6 protein-coding genes are annotated in these 16,523 nt (G+C 63.7%); 4 read left to right on the top strand and 2 right to left on the bottom strand.

All coding sequences use genetic code 11. From position 1 onward, the window contains the following. Positions 1-50: 50 nt before the first annotated feature. Entirely contained in the window at positions 51-782 is a 732-nt protein-coding gene (locus tag AB7532_RS03875) for a transglutaminase-like cysteine peptidase (protein WP_441233512.1), read from the bottom strand. Positions 783-1,399: 617 nt separating this feature from the next. On the opposite strand from AB7532_RS03875, the gene AB7532_RS03880 reads away from it, so the two are divergent. Beyond that, entirely contained in the window at positions 1,400-9,370 is a 7,971-nt protein-coding gene (locus AB7532_RS03880; RefSeq protein ID WP_441233513.1) for a VCBS domain-containing protein, read from the top strand. A gap of 70 nt (positions 9,371-9,440) precedes the next feature. Further along, positions 9,441-11,666, top strand: coding sequence for a CHASE2 domain-containing protein (locus AB7532_RS03885; protein WP_441233514.1), 2,226 nt, complete (start codon positions 9,441-9,443; stop codon positions 11,664-11,666). 308 nt (positions 11,667-11,974) lie between these two features. On the opposite strand, the gene AB7532_RS03890 is transcribed toward AB7532_RS03885, so the two are convergent. Beyond that, positions 11,975-13,570, bottom strand: coding sequence for an ABC transporter substrate-binding protein (locus AB7532_RS03890; protein WP_441233515.1), 1,596 nt, complete (start codon positions 13,568-13,570; stop codon positions 11,975-11,977). A 201-nt stretch (positions 13,571-13,771) separates the two neighbouring features. Here AB7532_RS03890 and AB7532_RS03895 point away from each other — a divergent pair, with 201 nt between their 5' ends. Then, entirely contained in the window at positions 13,772-15,427 is a 1,656-nt protein-coding gene (locus AB7532_RS03895) for an ABC transporter substrate-binding protein (protein WP_441233516.1), read from the top strand. Positions 15,428-15,567: 140 nt separating this feature from the next. Further along, entirely contained in the window at positions 15,568-16,521 is a 954-nt protein-coding gene (locus tag AB7532_RS03900) for an ABC transporter permease (protein WP_441233517.1), read from the top strand. The last annotated feature ends 2 nt before the right edge of the window (positions 16,522-16,523 follow it).

Consider the following 16,523-nt stretch of genomic DNA (forward strand, 5'->3'; position numbering starts at 1 on the left):
CAGGTCCGTAGCCCGGATGGAGCGAAGCGCAATCCGGACTACAAGAAAGATCAATTCGCCTCGGCCGCTACCATCGAGAACCGCACCGGTTCGTCGGCATATTTCATCACGGCCGACTGGTAGAGCACGAACAGCGGCTGATAGGCCCGCGCTGCGTCGTCCTCGACCATCGCCATGCGGCGATTGTCGAGCATCAGCCAGTGGCCGTCGAGTTTCGCCGCGACCACCGCGTGCTCCTCGCCGGCCCTGACGTCGCGCACCACGACGATGCGGAGGTCCTCATGGGCGACGCCGGCGAGCCGCAGCGCGGCCAGCTTGGCGATGGCATAGTCCTCGCAGTCGCCGGCGCCGCGCGCGAAGGTCGCAAGCGGCGAGCTCCAGACGTCATCGGTGCCGTCATTGGCGGCCCGGATGGCGAGGTTGATGGCGCGGTTGGTCTCGCCTAGCCTCGCGCGGCCGTCACGGCTGCGGGCCTGGTCGACGATGGCGAGCAGCTTCAGCGCCGCGGGCGAAGCGCAATTGTCGCGGTCGCCGTCGCACAGCGCCAGTTGCACCATGTCGTCGTCGAGCTTGTGCCTCAGCGCGAACCATTTCTGCTGGAGGCTGCCGGACGAGATGGCGAAGGCGAACACGCCGAAGGGTTCAGCGGATTTGCGCACGAGGATTCCTGACCCGGGCGACAGCAGCGTGCCGGCGCGAAGGTCGGCGGCCGATCCGAGCAGGATCAATCCACACAGCACAAGGACAGCGCGCCAGGCGCGCGAGCGAGCAGCGGTCTCCATCTGACATCCCCTTCCGGCTTCGCCAGGTCCCCTCGACCTCGACGTGCCGGGCTTTGTTGCTTTCGCGGAGATAGTGCGAGATGGGCCGTTTTGGACTGCTTAACGCGCCCGGCAGGGGCTCCAAAACCGTGGGGCAGGCTGAAATCGGCCTGCCCAAATTGCGTAAAATTTTACGATTCGCCGGCTAGGTGTGGCCCGACTGCCGCGAAATGGAATCAATTGCAGGCACAAGTTGCGGTAATGCCGATTTGAGTCCTATGGCTAACGACCCGCTTTTTCACGGGTTCTGTTAGTTGGGTCACAGATTTAACTCCGTATTTGCCGCAGGATGTTGCGGGGCACTACGAAGAAAAGATGACACAAGTATCCGCTGCCGGATTTGTGGGATCGATTACTCTAGATGACTGGAAATGCGCGTGAATGGGACGAGTTCGACTTCAAAATATTCGAAAATATACTTCTGTTTTTCTGTAACCCTGTCGCCCGGCAGGGGCTCCCACCGCCAAGTGACGCGAAATCACACAAGCAATAGATGGTTTCACTAAGGACTTGGTAATGCTATGCAAGCTTAGGCGGTCGATACTTACTTAGATTTTAACCCTTTTTACGGTGCCCGGTTGAATTACGCTGGCAAATTTGACGCCGCGATTCCCTTGGACGGCCAGGGTTCCCGTTCGCCCGTCTATACCCATGTCGATTCCTTTACCGCCAAAGCGCATGGTCATGTGCCCGACGGCGCGGTCGTCGTTCCCGACCCGAACCTGATCTTCAACGGCGAGTTCAAGCGCACGGGTCTCGACCTCGTGCTGTCCCACGACGGGCACGAGTTCGTCGTTCACGATTATTTCAGGGGCGACAAGCGCGCGGCGCTCGCGTCGCCCGATGGTGCGCACCTCACCGGCGACATCGTCAACGCTCTCACCGGCCATGTGCAATATGCGCAGGCCGCAGGCGGCATCGCCGCCGCCCAGGTCATCGGCCACGTCACCAAGCTCTCCGGCAGCGCGACCGCGGTCCGCAACGGCGTCTCCGTCATCCTGAACAACGGCGACAATGTCGAGAAGGGCGACGTGGTCTCGACCGGCGCGGACTCGACGCTCGGCATCACCTTCATCGACGGCACCGTGTTCGGCCTGTCCTCCAATGCGCGGATGGTGCTGAACGAGATGGTCTACGACCCCAACGGGTCGAGCAATTCCTCGCTGCTCAGCCTCGTCGCGGGCACCATCACCTTCGTCGCCGGCGAGACCGCCAAGCACGGCGACATGAAGATCGACACGCCGGTCGCCACCATGGGCATCCGCGGCACGGCGGTGCTGACCCAGATCAACTTCGTCGTTCCCGCCGGCGGCGGCGATCCGCAGCCGCAGGCGAGCTTCCAGGTGCTGGTCGAGCCGAACGGCACGACGGGCTCCTACATCCTGTTCGACAAGGTCACGCTGCTGCCGATCGCGACGGTCAATCAGGCCGGCCAGATGATCCAGATCAGCGGCGGCAACGTCTCGATCTCCAATGCGCTGATGTCGCCGGACATTCAGAAGCTGATCACCGACGTGTTCACGCTGAAGTTCACCGACAACAACACCAACACCAAGCTGACCACGAACTTCACCGATACCATCACGCCGACCAGCGATGGTATCATGTTCAAGACCCTGAACGGCTACAGCGCCACAGCGGTCTTCACGAACCTCAATTCGCAGGGGTCAGAGGGGCCTGGTCACAATCCAGGGACCAGCAACCGTGTTCCCGGGCCACCGGATTCGCGCAGCCTCGACCTCAACGGCAACGTGAAGTCGGCATTCGCGCTGACCGAGCGCGCCGACACGACCGGCGACACTGCACATTCCGACACCGTCTCCGGACGGATCACTTTCGTCGATCAAAACCTCGGCGACCGGCCGACCGTGTCGGTGAGCGTCGGCGAGGCACCGAACTACGTCTACAAGAGCGCCGGCCAGCAGGACGTCACCGGCACGCTCTCCGCGCTGCAGAAGCAGGACATCGCGGCGACGCAGATCCAGATCAACGTCTCCGCCGACGGCGCCAACAGCAACAACGGCTCGGCAATCTGGACCTACACGATTCCCGACCACGTCTTCGACTTCCTCGCGGCCGGAGAAACGCTGACGCTGACCTACAAGGTCCGCATCAACAACAATTTCTCGGTCAACCCCGAATCTTCGTACATCGACATCACCATCACGATCACCGGCACCAACGACAAGCCGGTGATCACCACCAGCGTTCCGGTCATCACCTTCGAGGGCGGCACCAGCGTGCCGGGCGGTCCGCTCACCAGCGATGTGCCGACGACGGGCACACTGAATTTCGACGACGTCGATCTCACCGACAAGCATACGGTGTCGGTGGCGCTGACGAGCGCAACCCTGCCTGACGGCACCGTGCCGCCCGGCCCGCTCGCGGCGTTCCAGAGTGCGATGTCGGTGGCGATCGCGTCGGGCGCCGACAGCACCGGGGACGGCACCGGCACGATCAACTGGTCGCTGGCCGACCTGCCGGTCTACCTCGCCGACTTCATCCCCGAGGGCGCGGTGTTGACGCTGGTCTACACCGTGACGCTGACGGATTCGCAGGGCGCCACCTCGCAGCAGACCATCACCGTCACGATCACGGGCACCGACGCGCCCGCGGTGGTGTGGATCGCGACCAACAAGCCGGGCGTTCCCCCCGGCGGATTCTGGAAGGACGCGGCCAACTGGGCGACCGGCACGGTCCCGACCATCAGCGACGACGTCATCGTCATCACCGATCAGCTGCACGGCCTGACGCCGTCCTATCCGGTAACGATCGACACCGCGGCTTATGCGAAGTCGATCACCATGAACGATTTCGGCGGCCCGCCGCCGAAGGTGATTGTTCAGGCTTCGCTGACGATCGCGGGCGCGCTCAACATGGGTGCGGACTCGATCCTCACCAACGCCGCGACCGGTACCATGTCTGTCGGCGGCAAGGCGGAGATCCTGGGCACGAGCGTGCTCACCAATGCGGGCTGGCTGACGCTCGCGGGCGGCGGCGACTTCGCTGTCGGTACCACCATCACCAATTCCGGCACGATCGAGCTTTCCGGCGGCACGCTGAAGACGCTGGCGACGATCCACAATGCCGGCGGCACACTGAGGAACGAAATCGGTACGACGCTGATCGTCGATACCGCGACGGTCGACGGCGGCACCCTGATGATTCTGGGCACGCTGGAGCTCGATGGCACCAGCCTGATCGAAAACGGAACGCTGAATAATTACGGCATCGTCAACGTCAAGGGCACCGCCGAGTTCGCCCATCAGACCGTCTCCAACACCTCCACCGGCACGATCAAGGTGCTGGCGAATGGCTGGCTGACCATCGACCAAAGCTCCAGCGTCACGAATAACGGCGCGATCACCGTCGATGCCAGCGGCAAGCTGACCGTCAACGGCGCGACGATCGACGGTGGAGCGAGCTATTACGGGCATGTCCTCAATGCCGGCATGAGCGACAGCACCGACGGTACGCTCATCGTGACGACCGGGCCGAGCGTCGGTACGATCACGAATAACGGCGAGCTCGATCTCACCGGCAATGCGGTTCTGAGCAACGGCGTCCTGAAGAACAACGCCAGCCTCAAAGCCGGCGGTACCGGCAATGCGCTGCGCAACGAGACCGTCACCAATGTCGGCGTCATCGAAGTGCTCGCCAACAGCGCGCTCGCGATCGACTTGGGCTCGACCGTCGATAATGCGAGCGGCAATGTCATCGTCGACGGCACTGGCGCGCTGAAGCTCGACACCGCCACGATCAGCGGCGGCGTCATCAAGGGCGCCGGCACGATCGACGTCACCGGCGCCAGCAAGATCGACGGCGGGGCCGCGGTCAGCATCAGCACGATCACCGCCGATGCCGCGCTGACGCTGGACGGCGTTACCGTTTCCGGCACGGTGATCACGGACAAATCCAGCGTTGTGATCGCCAATACCGTCAAGCTCAAGGACGGTGCCACGATTCAGGGCGCGTCTGCCGCGTCCAAGGGGGCGATCACCAATACCGGCACGCTGGAAATCGCGGGCGCTGCGACGCTTCTCAACGATATCGTCACCAACACCGGCCACGTTATCAAGGTCGATGATGGCCAGACGCTGACGCTGTCCGGCACCGAGATCATCGGCGGCACCATCAACAATTTCAGCGGCGCGCTGGGCGGCACGATCGACGTCACCGGCAACAGCAAGGTCGGCGGCAACGCGACGCTGAACAAAGGTGCCGTGACGGTCGAGAGCGGGGTCACGCTGACGTTCGGCGACGCCACCGTTGCGAACGCCGCGATCACCAACCAAGGCATCGTCGGTGTCGATACAAGCAAGAAGCTGACACTGAACGGTGCGAGCCTGACCGGGGGCGCGCTGAACGTCTCCGGCACGCTGGACTCGACCGGCACGACGACGGTCACCAATGTTTCCGTCACCAACAACGGCCTGCTCGAGGCGGTTGGCGGCCTGCTGACACTTGCCGCTACGGGCTCGGCCGCCATCGCAAATGCCGGCACGCTTCAGGCGAAGGGTACCGAGCTCGACATCGACCACCAGGCCGTCACCAACACCGGTACGCTGGCCGCGATAGACGACGGTACGCTGAAGCTGATCGGGATGACGGTGACCAACACCAGCGGCACGGTCTCGGTCGAGTCCGGCTCGACGCTCGATCTCGTCGGGGCAACGATCGACGGCGGCACAGTGACGATCGCGGGCACGCTGGAATCGACCGGGACGAGCGCCGTCGACGACGCTGACGTGAGCGTAGCCAGCACCGGCACCGTCTCAGTCACCAGCGGCACGCTGACGATCGATCCCGGCGTCCTGCACGCCATCACCAATCACGGCCTGATCGAAGCGGCGGCCGGCGGCACGTTGAAGCTGACCACTGCCACCATCGCCAATAGCAGCGGGTCGATCGCGGTCGATGGCATCTCAAAACTCTATCTGACCGACGTCGTGATCAACGGCGGCAGCCTGACCAATGCCGGCAATCTCTACAGCACTGGCAGCAACACGGTCACGGGCAGCGTCACCAACACCGGCATCATCGAAGTCCAGGACGGGACGCTCGACCTGTCCGGCGGCATCACCGGCGTTGGCACGCTCATCATCGACGACAAGGCGACGCTCGCGCTTGGCGGTGCGGGTGAGCAGACCGTCAGCTTCGCCGGCGGCACAAATACGCTCGAACTCGACAAGACCAGCCACAATTTTACCGGCACCATCGCCGGCCAGTCCACGACCGGCGGTACTTTCACCGTCACCGGCGACGCCGACATCAATTCGGGGAAGGGCGCCGCGCTCGCCTTCACCGCATCGGGCGGGACGGCCGGCAGCCACGGCAACGTCGTGCTGACACCGAGCGGCGCGCTGACCGGCGCGACCGACGGCATCGTCGTCACCCAGAACGGCATTGGCGACATCTCGCTGACCACGGTCGGCGCTATCACCGGCCTCGCCGGCAACGGCATCGTGCTGCACGACGGCGCGAACGGGGCGGGCGACATTACGGCAACCATCGGCGGCGGCGTGTCCGGCGCGGTCGGCCTCGATGTCGTCTCCCACGGTGACGGCGACGTCACCATCACCGTTGCGAATAGCGGGCACGTCACCGGCACAAGCTCATCCGGCATCAATATCGACCAGGACGATGCGGACGCGACAGGTTCGACGCACATCACCAATCACGGCTCGGTGGTCGGCGCCAATGGCGTTGCTGCGATCTTGATCCAGGAGAACGCGAGCGGCACGGCGACGATCGACAATTCGGGCACCATTGGCCCTTCCGATGCCGGCACGGTGACGTCCTCGACCATTGCGATCGTCGAGACCGGCGGCGCCATCACCATCAACAACACCGGCCATATCAACGGCAACATCTCGGTCGCTACCGCCTTGTTCAACAACGAGGCGGGCGGCACCTGGACGGTTGCCGGCACGAGCGTGTTCGGCAATGCGTCTACGATCGTCAATCATGGCGCCATCGACCTGCATGGCGGGTCGATCTCCGGGAACGGACTGAGCATCGAGAACGCCGGCCACATCGACAGCTGGGGCACGGCGACTATCACCGGCGACATCACCAATACCGATACCGGCTCGCTCGAGGTTCATACCGGGACGCTGACGCTGTTCGGCTCGCTGTCGGGCTCGGCCACGGGCTCCGTCATCGTCGATGCCGACGCAACGCTCGAGGTCAAGGGCGCGGTGTCGCAGACGATCACGCTCGCCGGTGCCGGCGCCGAGCTTGAGATCGATACGACGGATTTTGGCGGCTCGATCGCGGAGCTGTCCGCGAACGATAAGATCGACCTGACCATGATCAAGTGGGGGCTTGGCACCAGCGCGGTCTATGTCCCCAATGCCGACGCTCCCGCGAGCGGTGGCGTGCTGACCGTCACCGGCGACGATGGCCACACCATCAGCCTGACCCTCGTCGGAGATTATCGCGACACCCACTTTGCGGGCAGCGACGAGAATGGTCATACGCTGATCACGATCCATGCGGTCGACGATGCGCCGGCCTTTACCGCGACCGGAGCGACGCTGGCGGCGAGCTTCTCCGAGCTTGAAAACACCACCGGCTCCGGCGCGTCAGATCCGACGCCTGCGGCGACCGGCTCGGTGGCTTTCACCGATATCGATTTGACCGATCGTCCGACGGCGACGATCACGAGCCAGTCCGTGACGTGGCTCGACGCCGATGGCACGACACACCTGACGTTGACGGGCCAGGAAACCGCACTCGAACAGGCGCTGGCGATTCAGCAGACCGGCAAGAACAACGGCACGGTCAGCTGGAGCTACTCGGTCGCCGACAGCGCGCTGGATTTCCTAGGCCAGAACCAGACCGCGAAGGTCGTGTCCACCATCACGCTGGACGACGGCCAGGGCCAGAAGACGATGGCCGATGTCGAGATCACCATCAGCGGCAAGAACGACGCGCCGACGCTGGCGGCGGTGAGCACGGATCCACTCGTGGACACTGCCGCGCCCGACAGTTTCTCCGATATCATGGGGACGCTGGCTGGAAACGATGTCGATCACGGCGAAACCGCGACGCTGCATTATGCCGTTCTCGATGGGACAACCGCGGTGACGACGCTCGCCGGCCATTACGGCGCGCTGACGGTCAACGACAGCGGCACCTACAGCTACGTCCCCGATGCGGCCGCGATCAACGCGCTGTCGGCAGGCGACTTCATCGATACTTTCACCGTCCAGACCACGGACGCCCATGGCGCCATCGGCACCGCGACATTCACGGTGAACGTGACAGGCGCGAACGATGCGCCGGTCTTGTCGGCCGGCAGCCTCGGGGCGCTCTCCGATACGGCATCCCCGGATAGTTTCTCCGATCTCACGGGACATGTCGTCGCGACCGATGTCGACACTGGCGACACGCTGGCCTACGCCCTGTTGAATGCCGATCACCTCGCGGTGGCTTCGGTCACGAGCCAATACGGCACGCTGACGCTCAACGCCAACGGCAGCTACACGTACGTGCCCGACGCTGCGTCGATCAATGCACTGCCGGACGGCTCCCATTATTCGGATAGTTTTACGGTCCAGGTCTCGGACGCGCACGGTGGAGTCACCACGGCGGCCTACACCGTGGACCTGACCGGCGCCAACGACACGCCGACCTTCGCCGATGTCAATATCGGCAAGTTCACGGACACGGCCGCCCCAGATACCTTCGTGAATCTCATGGGGCACCTGGCCGGGGTCGATGTCGACACGGGCGACACGCTGACCTATGCCGTCCTGAACGCGGACAGTAATGGCACGGCCGCAGGCCTCTATGGGGCGCTGACGGTCAATGCCGACGGCAGCTATAGCTACGCCCCGAATGCCGCCGCGATCAACGCGCTGTCGGCAGGCGGCCACACGGATACGTTCACGGTCCAGACCACGGACTCGCATGGCGCCGCCGCCACGGCGGAGATCACGGTGGATGTAACTGGTGCGAACGATGCGCCTGTCATCAACACCGATCAGGTCAGCGTCAGGCAAGTCGAGAATCAGGTAACGGTCAGCGGCCTGTCTGTTACGGATGCCGATGCCAATGAGACGTTCACCGTCGGGGCTGTGGCCCAATCTGACAGCGATGCAAGCGCTTCGTTGAATTCCGGTGCTCTGACTGTGAATTATTCCGAGCCGGGCGAGGGCCCTGCCACCGATATGGTCGCGGTCACCGTAACCGACAGCCATGGTGCGACCGACAAGATCAATCTGATCTTCAACCTGAGCGAACAGGGTCCGGTGACTCTCACCAGCACGACAGGCAAGGACGTGCTGTTCGGGACCAACTATCAGGATCAGTTCGTATTCGCGGCGCACTCCAACCACGATACGATCCTGAATTTCACCCAGGATCAGGACCACATCGATCTGACGAGCGTGGTGACGACCGATATCGACGCCGCATGGATCGCGCAGCACGCCTCGTCGACAAACTCCGGCGACACCCTGATCGCCATCAATACCACGGACACCATTCTCCTGAAGGGTGTCGCTCACGTCCAGGCGAGTGACTTCATCGTCCATGCCTGATGGGTGACGCGATCGCCCGCTCATCCGATCCGCGCTGCCGTTCGCCGCAAAAGCGTGATATCCAACCCCCATGAAACGTCTCAAGATCTGGCGGCGATGGTTTGCGATGAAGTTCGGCTTTGCGCGGCTGATGTGCCTTGCGCTGCTGATCGTTTTTGCCGGCATCCGTCTCTGGGATCCGCCGCCGGTGCAGGAATTGCGGCTGCGCACCTTCGACATGTTTCAGCTGATCGACCCGCGCCACAAGGCTGCGCGGCCGGTCGTCATCGTCGACATCGACGACAAGAGCCTTGCGAAGCTCGGGCAGTGGCCGTGGCCGCGGACGCGGATCGCAGATTTGATCGAGAGCCTCACCAAAAACGGCGCGGTGGTGATCGGTTTCGACGTCGTGTTTTCGGAGGCCGACCGTCTCAATCCCGATCAGGTCGCGGACCAGATGCGCTCTCTGGATGAGGCCACCCGCACCAGGCTTCGCGAGTTGCCGAGCAACGACCAGATTCTCTCGGAGGCGATCAAGCGCTCGCGCGTCGTGCTGGGCGAAACCGGGCAGCGGGCGATCTCGTCCGAGATCGACAAGTCGCTGCCCTTCACCGGCGTCGCGACGGTCGGCGAGGACGGCGCCGAACGCTTCCTGTTCGAATTCCCCGGCCTGCTGCGCAACGTGCCGGTCATCGAGAAGGTCGCCATGGGCCGCGGCCTGTTCACGATCAGGCCCGAACGCGACGGACTGATCCGCCGCGTGCCGATGATCCTGCTAGCCCAGGGCAACATCATGCCCTCGCTCAGCCTCGAGATCCTCCGCGTCGCCACGGGAACGCCGACGCTGCTGGTGCGGACCGACAAGACCGGCATCAGGGCCGTGCGCCTCAAGGGCATGGAGATTCCGACCGACAGGAACGGCCAGCTCTGGGTGCATTATGCCCGCCAGGACCCGTCGATCTACGTTTCGGCCGCCGACGTGCTCGACAACACCGCGCCGCAGAACAAGATCGCCGGCAAGCTGGTGCTGATCGGCACCTCCGCGGTCGGGCTCAACGACATCAAGACCACGCCGGTGTCCCGGGCCATGCCCGGGGTCGAGATCCACGCCCAGGTGCTGGAAAGCGTGCTGAGCGGCGCGGTGATCTCCCAGCCGAACTACGGGCTCGGCGTCGAGCTGATCGCCGCGCTCGTCATCGGCCTGCTCGTCATCATCTTCACGCCGAACCTCGGCCCCGTGCGCCTCGTGCTCGCGGGCGCGACGTTCGCCGCCATCCTGGTCGGCGTGTCCTGGTTCTTCTACGCGCAGTACCGCTACCTTATCGACTTCACCTATCCGCTGCTCTCGACCACCGCGGTCTATCTGACGCTGATCTTCGCGAGCTTCGTGCGCGAGCAGCGGCAGCGGAAGGAAATCCGCGGCATGTTTGCGCAATATCTGTCGCCGGCGCTGGTCGAGCAGCTCACGCCGGAGAAGCTCGTCCTGGGCGGCGAGGAGCGTGACGTGACGATCATGTTCTCCGACGTGCGCGGCTTCACGTCCATTTCGGAGAGCTACAAGCGCGACCCGCAAGGCCTGACCGCCCTGATGAACCGCTTCCTGACCCCGCTGACCAACGTGATCCTCGAGCGGAAGGGCTACGTCGACAAATACATGGGCGACGCCATCATGGCGTTCTGGAATGCGCCGGTGGACGACAAGGAACACGAGATCAATGCATGCGAGGCCGCGGTCGGCATGCTGGAGAAGATCGACGAGGTGAACAAGGAGCGCGAAGAGGAGGCTGCCGACGGCGGTCACGTCTACATCCCGCTCAATGTCGGCATCGGGCTCAACACCGGCATCGGCGTGGTCGGCAACATGGGCTCCGATCTGCGCAAGAACTACACGGCGCTCGGCGACTGCGTGAATCTGGCGTCGCGCCTGGAAGGGCAGACCAAGGAATACGGTTTCCCGATCATCGTCGGATCCAGCACCGCGCTTGCGGCCAAGGACAAGTTCGCGATCCTCGAGCTCGATTTCATCATGGTCAAGGGCAAGAGCGAGCCGGAGGTGATCTACGCCATCGCCGGCCGCGAGGACGTGATGCATTCGGGCGCCTTCCAGCGCCTGCGCAACATCACCATCGAGATGCTCGGCTGCTATCGTGGCCGCGACTGGCTGGGCGCGCTGGATGCGATCGAGCGCGGCCGCAAGAGCGAAGACGCCGACACGCTGGAAAAGCTGTTCAACCTCTACGAAGCGCGCATCAGGGATTTCCAGCTCAATCCGCCGGCGGAAGGCTGGAACGGGGCGTATGCGCTGCTGACGAAGTAGATGTGAGGCGCTGCGCTGCTGCTACACCAAAGGTGTCGTCCCTGCGAACGCAGGGACCCATAACCACAGGGAGAAGTGCGGCGCGAGTTGGTAACTCCGAGCCGTCGCCAAACGACGTCCTGTGGTTATGGGTCCCGGGTCTGCGCTTCGCTTGCCCGGGACGACGGTTGAGTTTGACGCGCGAGCTTCAAATATAGCTCCCGTAGGGTGGGCAAAGGCGCGCAAAGCGCCGTGCCCACGATCTCGCGCCGTATGGAGAGGTGGTGGGCACGCTACGCTTTGCCCACCCTACGACACCGGTATCCGCCTCACTCCGTCCCGATCGTCGTCAGGTCCTGGAACCAGTGCTGCGCCTGCACGAACTGCTTGACCTTCGGCGACAGCGCATGCGGGTTGGTGTCGTGGACGACCCAGACCAGCACGGCGTCGTCGACGATCAGGGCGTGCGCCTGCGCGATCAGATCGTCCTGCTTGGCGGTGTCGAAGGTCTGCTTGGCTTCGTTGATCAGCGCATCCACCTTCGGGTTCTTGTAGCCGCCCCAGTTGACGCCGACGGGCGCGATCTGGTCGGAGGCGAAGAAGCGGACGATGGCGTAGAGCGGGTCCGAAGTGACATAGGCGATGTTGTTGGCGGTGATGCCGGCGTTCATCTCGTCCGCCGCGCCCTTGCGCCAATGCGTGTAGAGTGTCTCGAGCTCGACCACCTTGAACTCGATGTCGATGCCGATCTCCTTGAAGCTCTGCTGCAAAAATTCGTTCATCGGCAGCGACAGCATCTGGCCGGTGCCGCCTTGCGCGATGATGAAAGTGGCCTTCAGCGGTTTTGCCTTGGAGTAGCCGGCCTCCTCGACCAGCTTCTTCGCGGCAGCCAGATCATATTTCAGCTCGAAGGCCGGCTTGCCGAACCACGGGCTCGACGGGTCGACCTGGCCCTTGGCGGGTTTTGCGAGGCCATTCATCAGGCCGACGACCTCGTCGCGGTTGATGGCGAGATTGAGCGCCTTGCGCAGGCGGATGTCGGTCCAGGGCGAACCCGGCAGCACGCTGAGGTGATAATTCCACACATGCGGCGTGACGTTGTCGACGATCTTCATGCCCGCCGCCTTCAACTGCGGCACGGCATCCGGCGCGGGCGTCTCGATCAGATCGACCTGCCCGGCAAGCAGCGCATTGGTGCGCGTCAGCGCCTCCGGCATCGGCACCAGAACGATCTTGTCGACCTTCGGGATGCGCTTCTTGTTCCAATAGTCGGGGTTCTTGCTGAGCTCCGCGAGCTCGCGCGGCACCAGTTTGGTCAGCTTGAACGGGCCGGTGCCGGAGGGCTGGCTCGCGAACTTGTCCCAATCCTTGCCGAGCTTGTCGTATTGCGCCGGGCTCGACACCAGGAACCACAGCATCTGATAGGGGAAGAAGGAATCGACCGCCTTGGTGGTGATCTCCACTGTGGAATCGTCGATCTTGGCGTAGCTGGCGACCGAGGGCAGGCGGGTCTTCACCTGCGCGCTCTGCCGCTTGTCGAACTGCGGCGCCTTGTCGTTGAGCACCTTGTCCAAATTCCAGATCACGGCGTCGGCGTTGAACTCGCTGCCGTCGTGAAACTTGACGTCCTTGCGCAAGCTGAAGCGCCACTTCTTCTTGTCGGTGTCATCGACCTTCCATTCGGTCGCGAGGCCCGGCACCAGCTTGCCGGGCCGGTCGGCGACGTCCATCTCCCAAGCCACCAGCGGATCGTAGATCGTGTAGGCCGTGAACTGATAGGCGCCCGCGCCGCGATCGGGCTGGCCGGTCGTCAGCGGGATATCCGCCATCGAGATGCCATAGCGCACCACCGTTTCGGCGCGCGCCGGGATTGCAGAAGCCGCCAGCGCAAGCACGGCGAGACAGGTCGATAGACGGATACGCATTGGCCCAAAGCTCCAGGGAGAACATTCGGAGCTAAACTTGCAAGCTTGATGCCAGAATAGGCAGAACAGGGCGCTTGCACCCGCCCCGTCACAAGGACTTGTCGCCGCAGGGGCAATTTGCAGAATAAGTTTCTCCTTGGCATAGCCATTGCATACGATTGCATCAAAATTAGTCATCGAAAGCCGAAAAGGATTGAGGCGATGCTTATGAAGACGACGACGCGCGCGGCACTGATTGCGGCGCTGGCCCTGACGACGGTGGCCGCCTGGCCGCGCGTCGCGAGCGCCGACACCGTGCTGCGCATCGGCATGACTGCTGCCGATATTCCGCGCACGCTGGGCCAGCCCGATCAGGGCTTTGAAGGCAACCGCTTCACCGGCCTCACCATGTATGACGCGCTGACCGGCTGGGACCTGTCCTCTGCCGACAAGGCGAGCGTTGTCATCCCCGGCCTTGCCACCGAATGGAAGGTGGACGATGCCGACAAGACCAAATGGACTTTCAAGCTGCGTCCCGGCGTGACCTTCCATGACGGCTCGCCGTTCAACGCCGACGCCGTGGTGTGGAACGTCGAGAAGGTGCTGAAGCAGGACGCGCCGCAGTTCGACGCCAGCCAGGTCGGCGTCACCGCGTCGCGCATGCCGACGCTGGCCTCCGCCAAGAAGATCGACGACATGACGGTCGAGCTCACCACCAAGGAGCCCGACAGCTTCCTGCCGATCAACCTCACCAATCTGTTCATGGCGAGCCCGGCGAAGTGGCAGGCCTTCTACGACAAGGCCGAAGGCGCCGACGCCAAGGCGAAGTCGCAAGCCGCATGGACCGCGTTCGCCAAGGACGCCTCGGGCACCGGCCCGTGGAAGATGGCGGGCTTTACCCCGCGTGAGCGGCTCGAGCTGGTCAAGAACGCGACCTATTGGGACAAGGCGCGCGTGCCCAAGGTCGACAAGATGATCCTCCTGCCGATGCCGGAAGCGAATGCGCGCACTGCGGCGCTGCTCTCCGGACAGGTCGATTGGGTCGAGGCGCCCGCGCCGGACGCTCTGCCCGAATTGAAGCAGCGCGGCTTCAAGCTCTACGCCAACGAGCAGCCGCATGTCTGGCCCTGGCAGTTCTCGCGCATCGAGGGCTCGCCCTGGAACGACATCCGCGTGCGCAAGGCCGCCAATCTCTGCATCGATCGCGAGGGCCTCAAGGACGGCTTGCTCGCCGGCCTGATGGTGCCCGCGACCGGCACCTTCGAGCCCGGCCATCCCTGGCGCGGCAAGCCGACCTTCGAGATCAAGTATGACAAGGCGGCTGCGCAGAAGCTGATGCAGGAGGCCGGCTACGGTCCGAACAAGAAGCTCGAGGTGAAGACCCAGACCTCGGCCTCCGGCTCGGGCCAGATGCAGCCGCTGCCGATGAACGAATATCTTCAGCAAGCGCTCGCCGAATGCTATTTCGACGTGAAGCTCGACGTCATCGAGTGGAATACGCTGTTCACCAACTGGCGCCGCGGCGCCAAGGATCCCTCTGCCAACGGTGCGAATGCGACCAACGTCACCTATGCGGCGATGGATCCGTTCTTCGCGCTGGTGCGCTTCCTGCAATCGAGCATGGCGCCGCCGGTCTCGAACAATTGGGGTTTCAACAACAATCCCAAGTTCGACGAGCTGGTGAAGAAGGCCCGCCAGACCTTCGATCCCGCCGCGCGCGACGCTGCGCTCGCCGAGCTGCACGCGGCCTCGGTGGACGACGCCGCCTTCCTCTACGTCGCCCACGACGTCGGCCCCCGCGCCATCAGCCCGAAGGTGACGGGCGTCGTGCAGCCGAAGAGCTGGTTCATCGACTTCTCGCTGGTGTCGATGAAGTAGTGTGGCGCTAGCCACGAACTCGATGCACCCTCTCCCCTCGTGGGAGAGGGTGGCTTCGCTTCAGCGTCGATTTTAAGAACGGCCGCCGAAGGCGGCCTACGCCACCTTCTCCCACAAGGGGAGAAGGAAGAAAGAACCAAGTGCTCGCCTATATCGCCAGACGCATCGTCTATGTCATCCCCATCGTCATCAGCGTGGCGCTGGTGTGCTTTCTGCTCGTGCACATCACGCCGGGCGATCCACTCGTCGCGGTGCTCCCGGCGGATGCCTCGCAGGAGCTTGCCGCGCAATTGCGCGCGGCCTACGGTTTCGACCGCCCGCTACCGGTGCAGTTCGGCCTCTGGCTGATGCGCGCGTTGCATGGCGATCTCGGCAACTCCATCGCGACGGGCCGCCCCGTGCTCGCGGAGGTCATGCGCGCGGTCGGCAACACCGTCACGCTGGCGATTGCCGCCGCCATCATCGGCTTCACCATGGGCATCCTGCTCGGCCTGATCGCCGGCTATTTCCGCGAGACCTGGATCGACAAGGTCGCAACCTCCTTTGCCATCGCCGGCGTCTCCGTGCCGCATTACTGGCTCGGCATGGTGCTGGTCATCATCTTCTCGGTGCAGCTGAACTGGCTGCCCGCGGTCGGTGCCGGACCCGGCGGGTCCGCGGCCTGGGCGTGGGACTGGGCGCATCTGCAATATCTCGTGCTGCCGGCGATCACGACCTCGGTGATCCCGATGGGCATCGTCACGCGCACCGTGCGCGCGCTGACCGGCGACATCCTCAGCCAGGATTTCGTCGAGGCTCTCCGCGCAAAAGGCCTGCACGAAACCGGCGTGTTCCGCCACGTCATCAAGAATGCCGCGCCCACCGCGCTCGCGGTGATGGGGCTTCAGCTCGGCTACATGCTCGGCGGCTCGATCCTGATCGAGACCGTGTTCTCCTGGCCGGGCTCGGGCTTCCTTTTGAATTCGGCGATCTTCCAGCGCGACTTGCCGCTGCTGCAGGGCACGATCCTGATCCTGGCGCTGTTCTTCGTCTTCCTCAATCTCCTGGTCGACATCGCGCAAGCCGCGATCGACCCGCGCATCAAGCGGGGCTGATG

This window comes from Bradyrhizobium sp. 930_D9_N1_4 (assembly GCF_052076015.1).
Lineage (GTDB): Bacteria > Pseudomonadota > Alphaproteobacteria > Rhizobiales > Xanthobacteraceae > Bradyrhizobium.

Bases quoted from the DNA above. Each gene is read 5' to 3' on its own strand.
- AB7532_RS03875 (WP_441233512.1), bottom strand. From the start codon at position 782: ATGGAGACCGCTGCTCGCTCGCGCGCCTGGCGCGCTGTCCTTGTGCTG.
- AB7532_RS03885 (WP_441233514.1), top strand. From the start codon at position 9,441: ATGAAACGTCTCAAGATCTGGCGGCGATGGTTTGCGATGAAGTTCGGC.
- AB7532_RS03890 (WP_441233515.1), bottom strand. From the start codon at position 13,570: ATGCGTATCCGTCTATCGACCTGTCTCGCCGTGCTTGCGCTGGCGGCT.
- AB7532_RS03895 (WP_441233516.1), top strand. From the start codon at position 13,772: ATGCTTATGAAGACGACGACGCGCGCGGCACTGATTGCGGCGCTGGCC.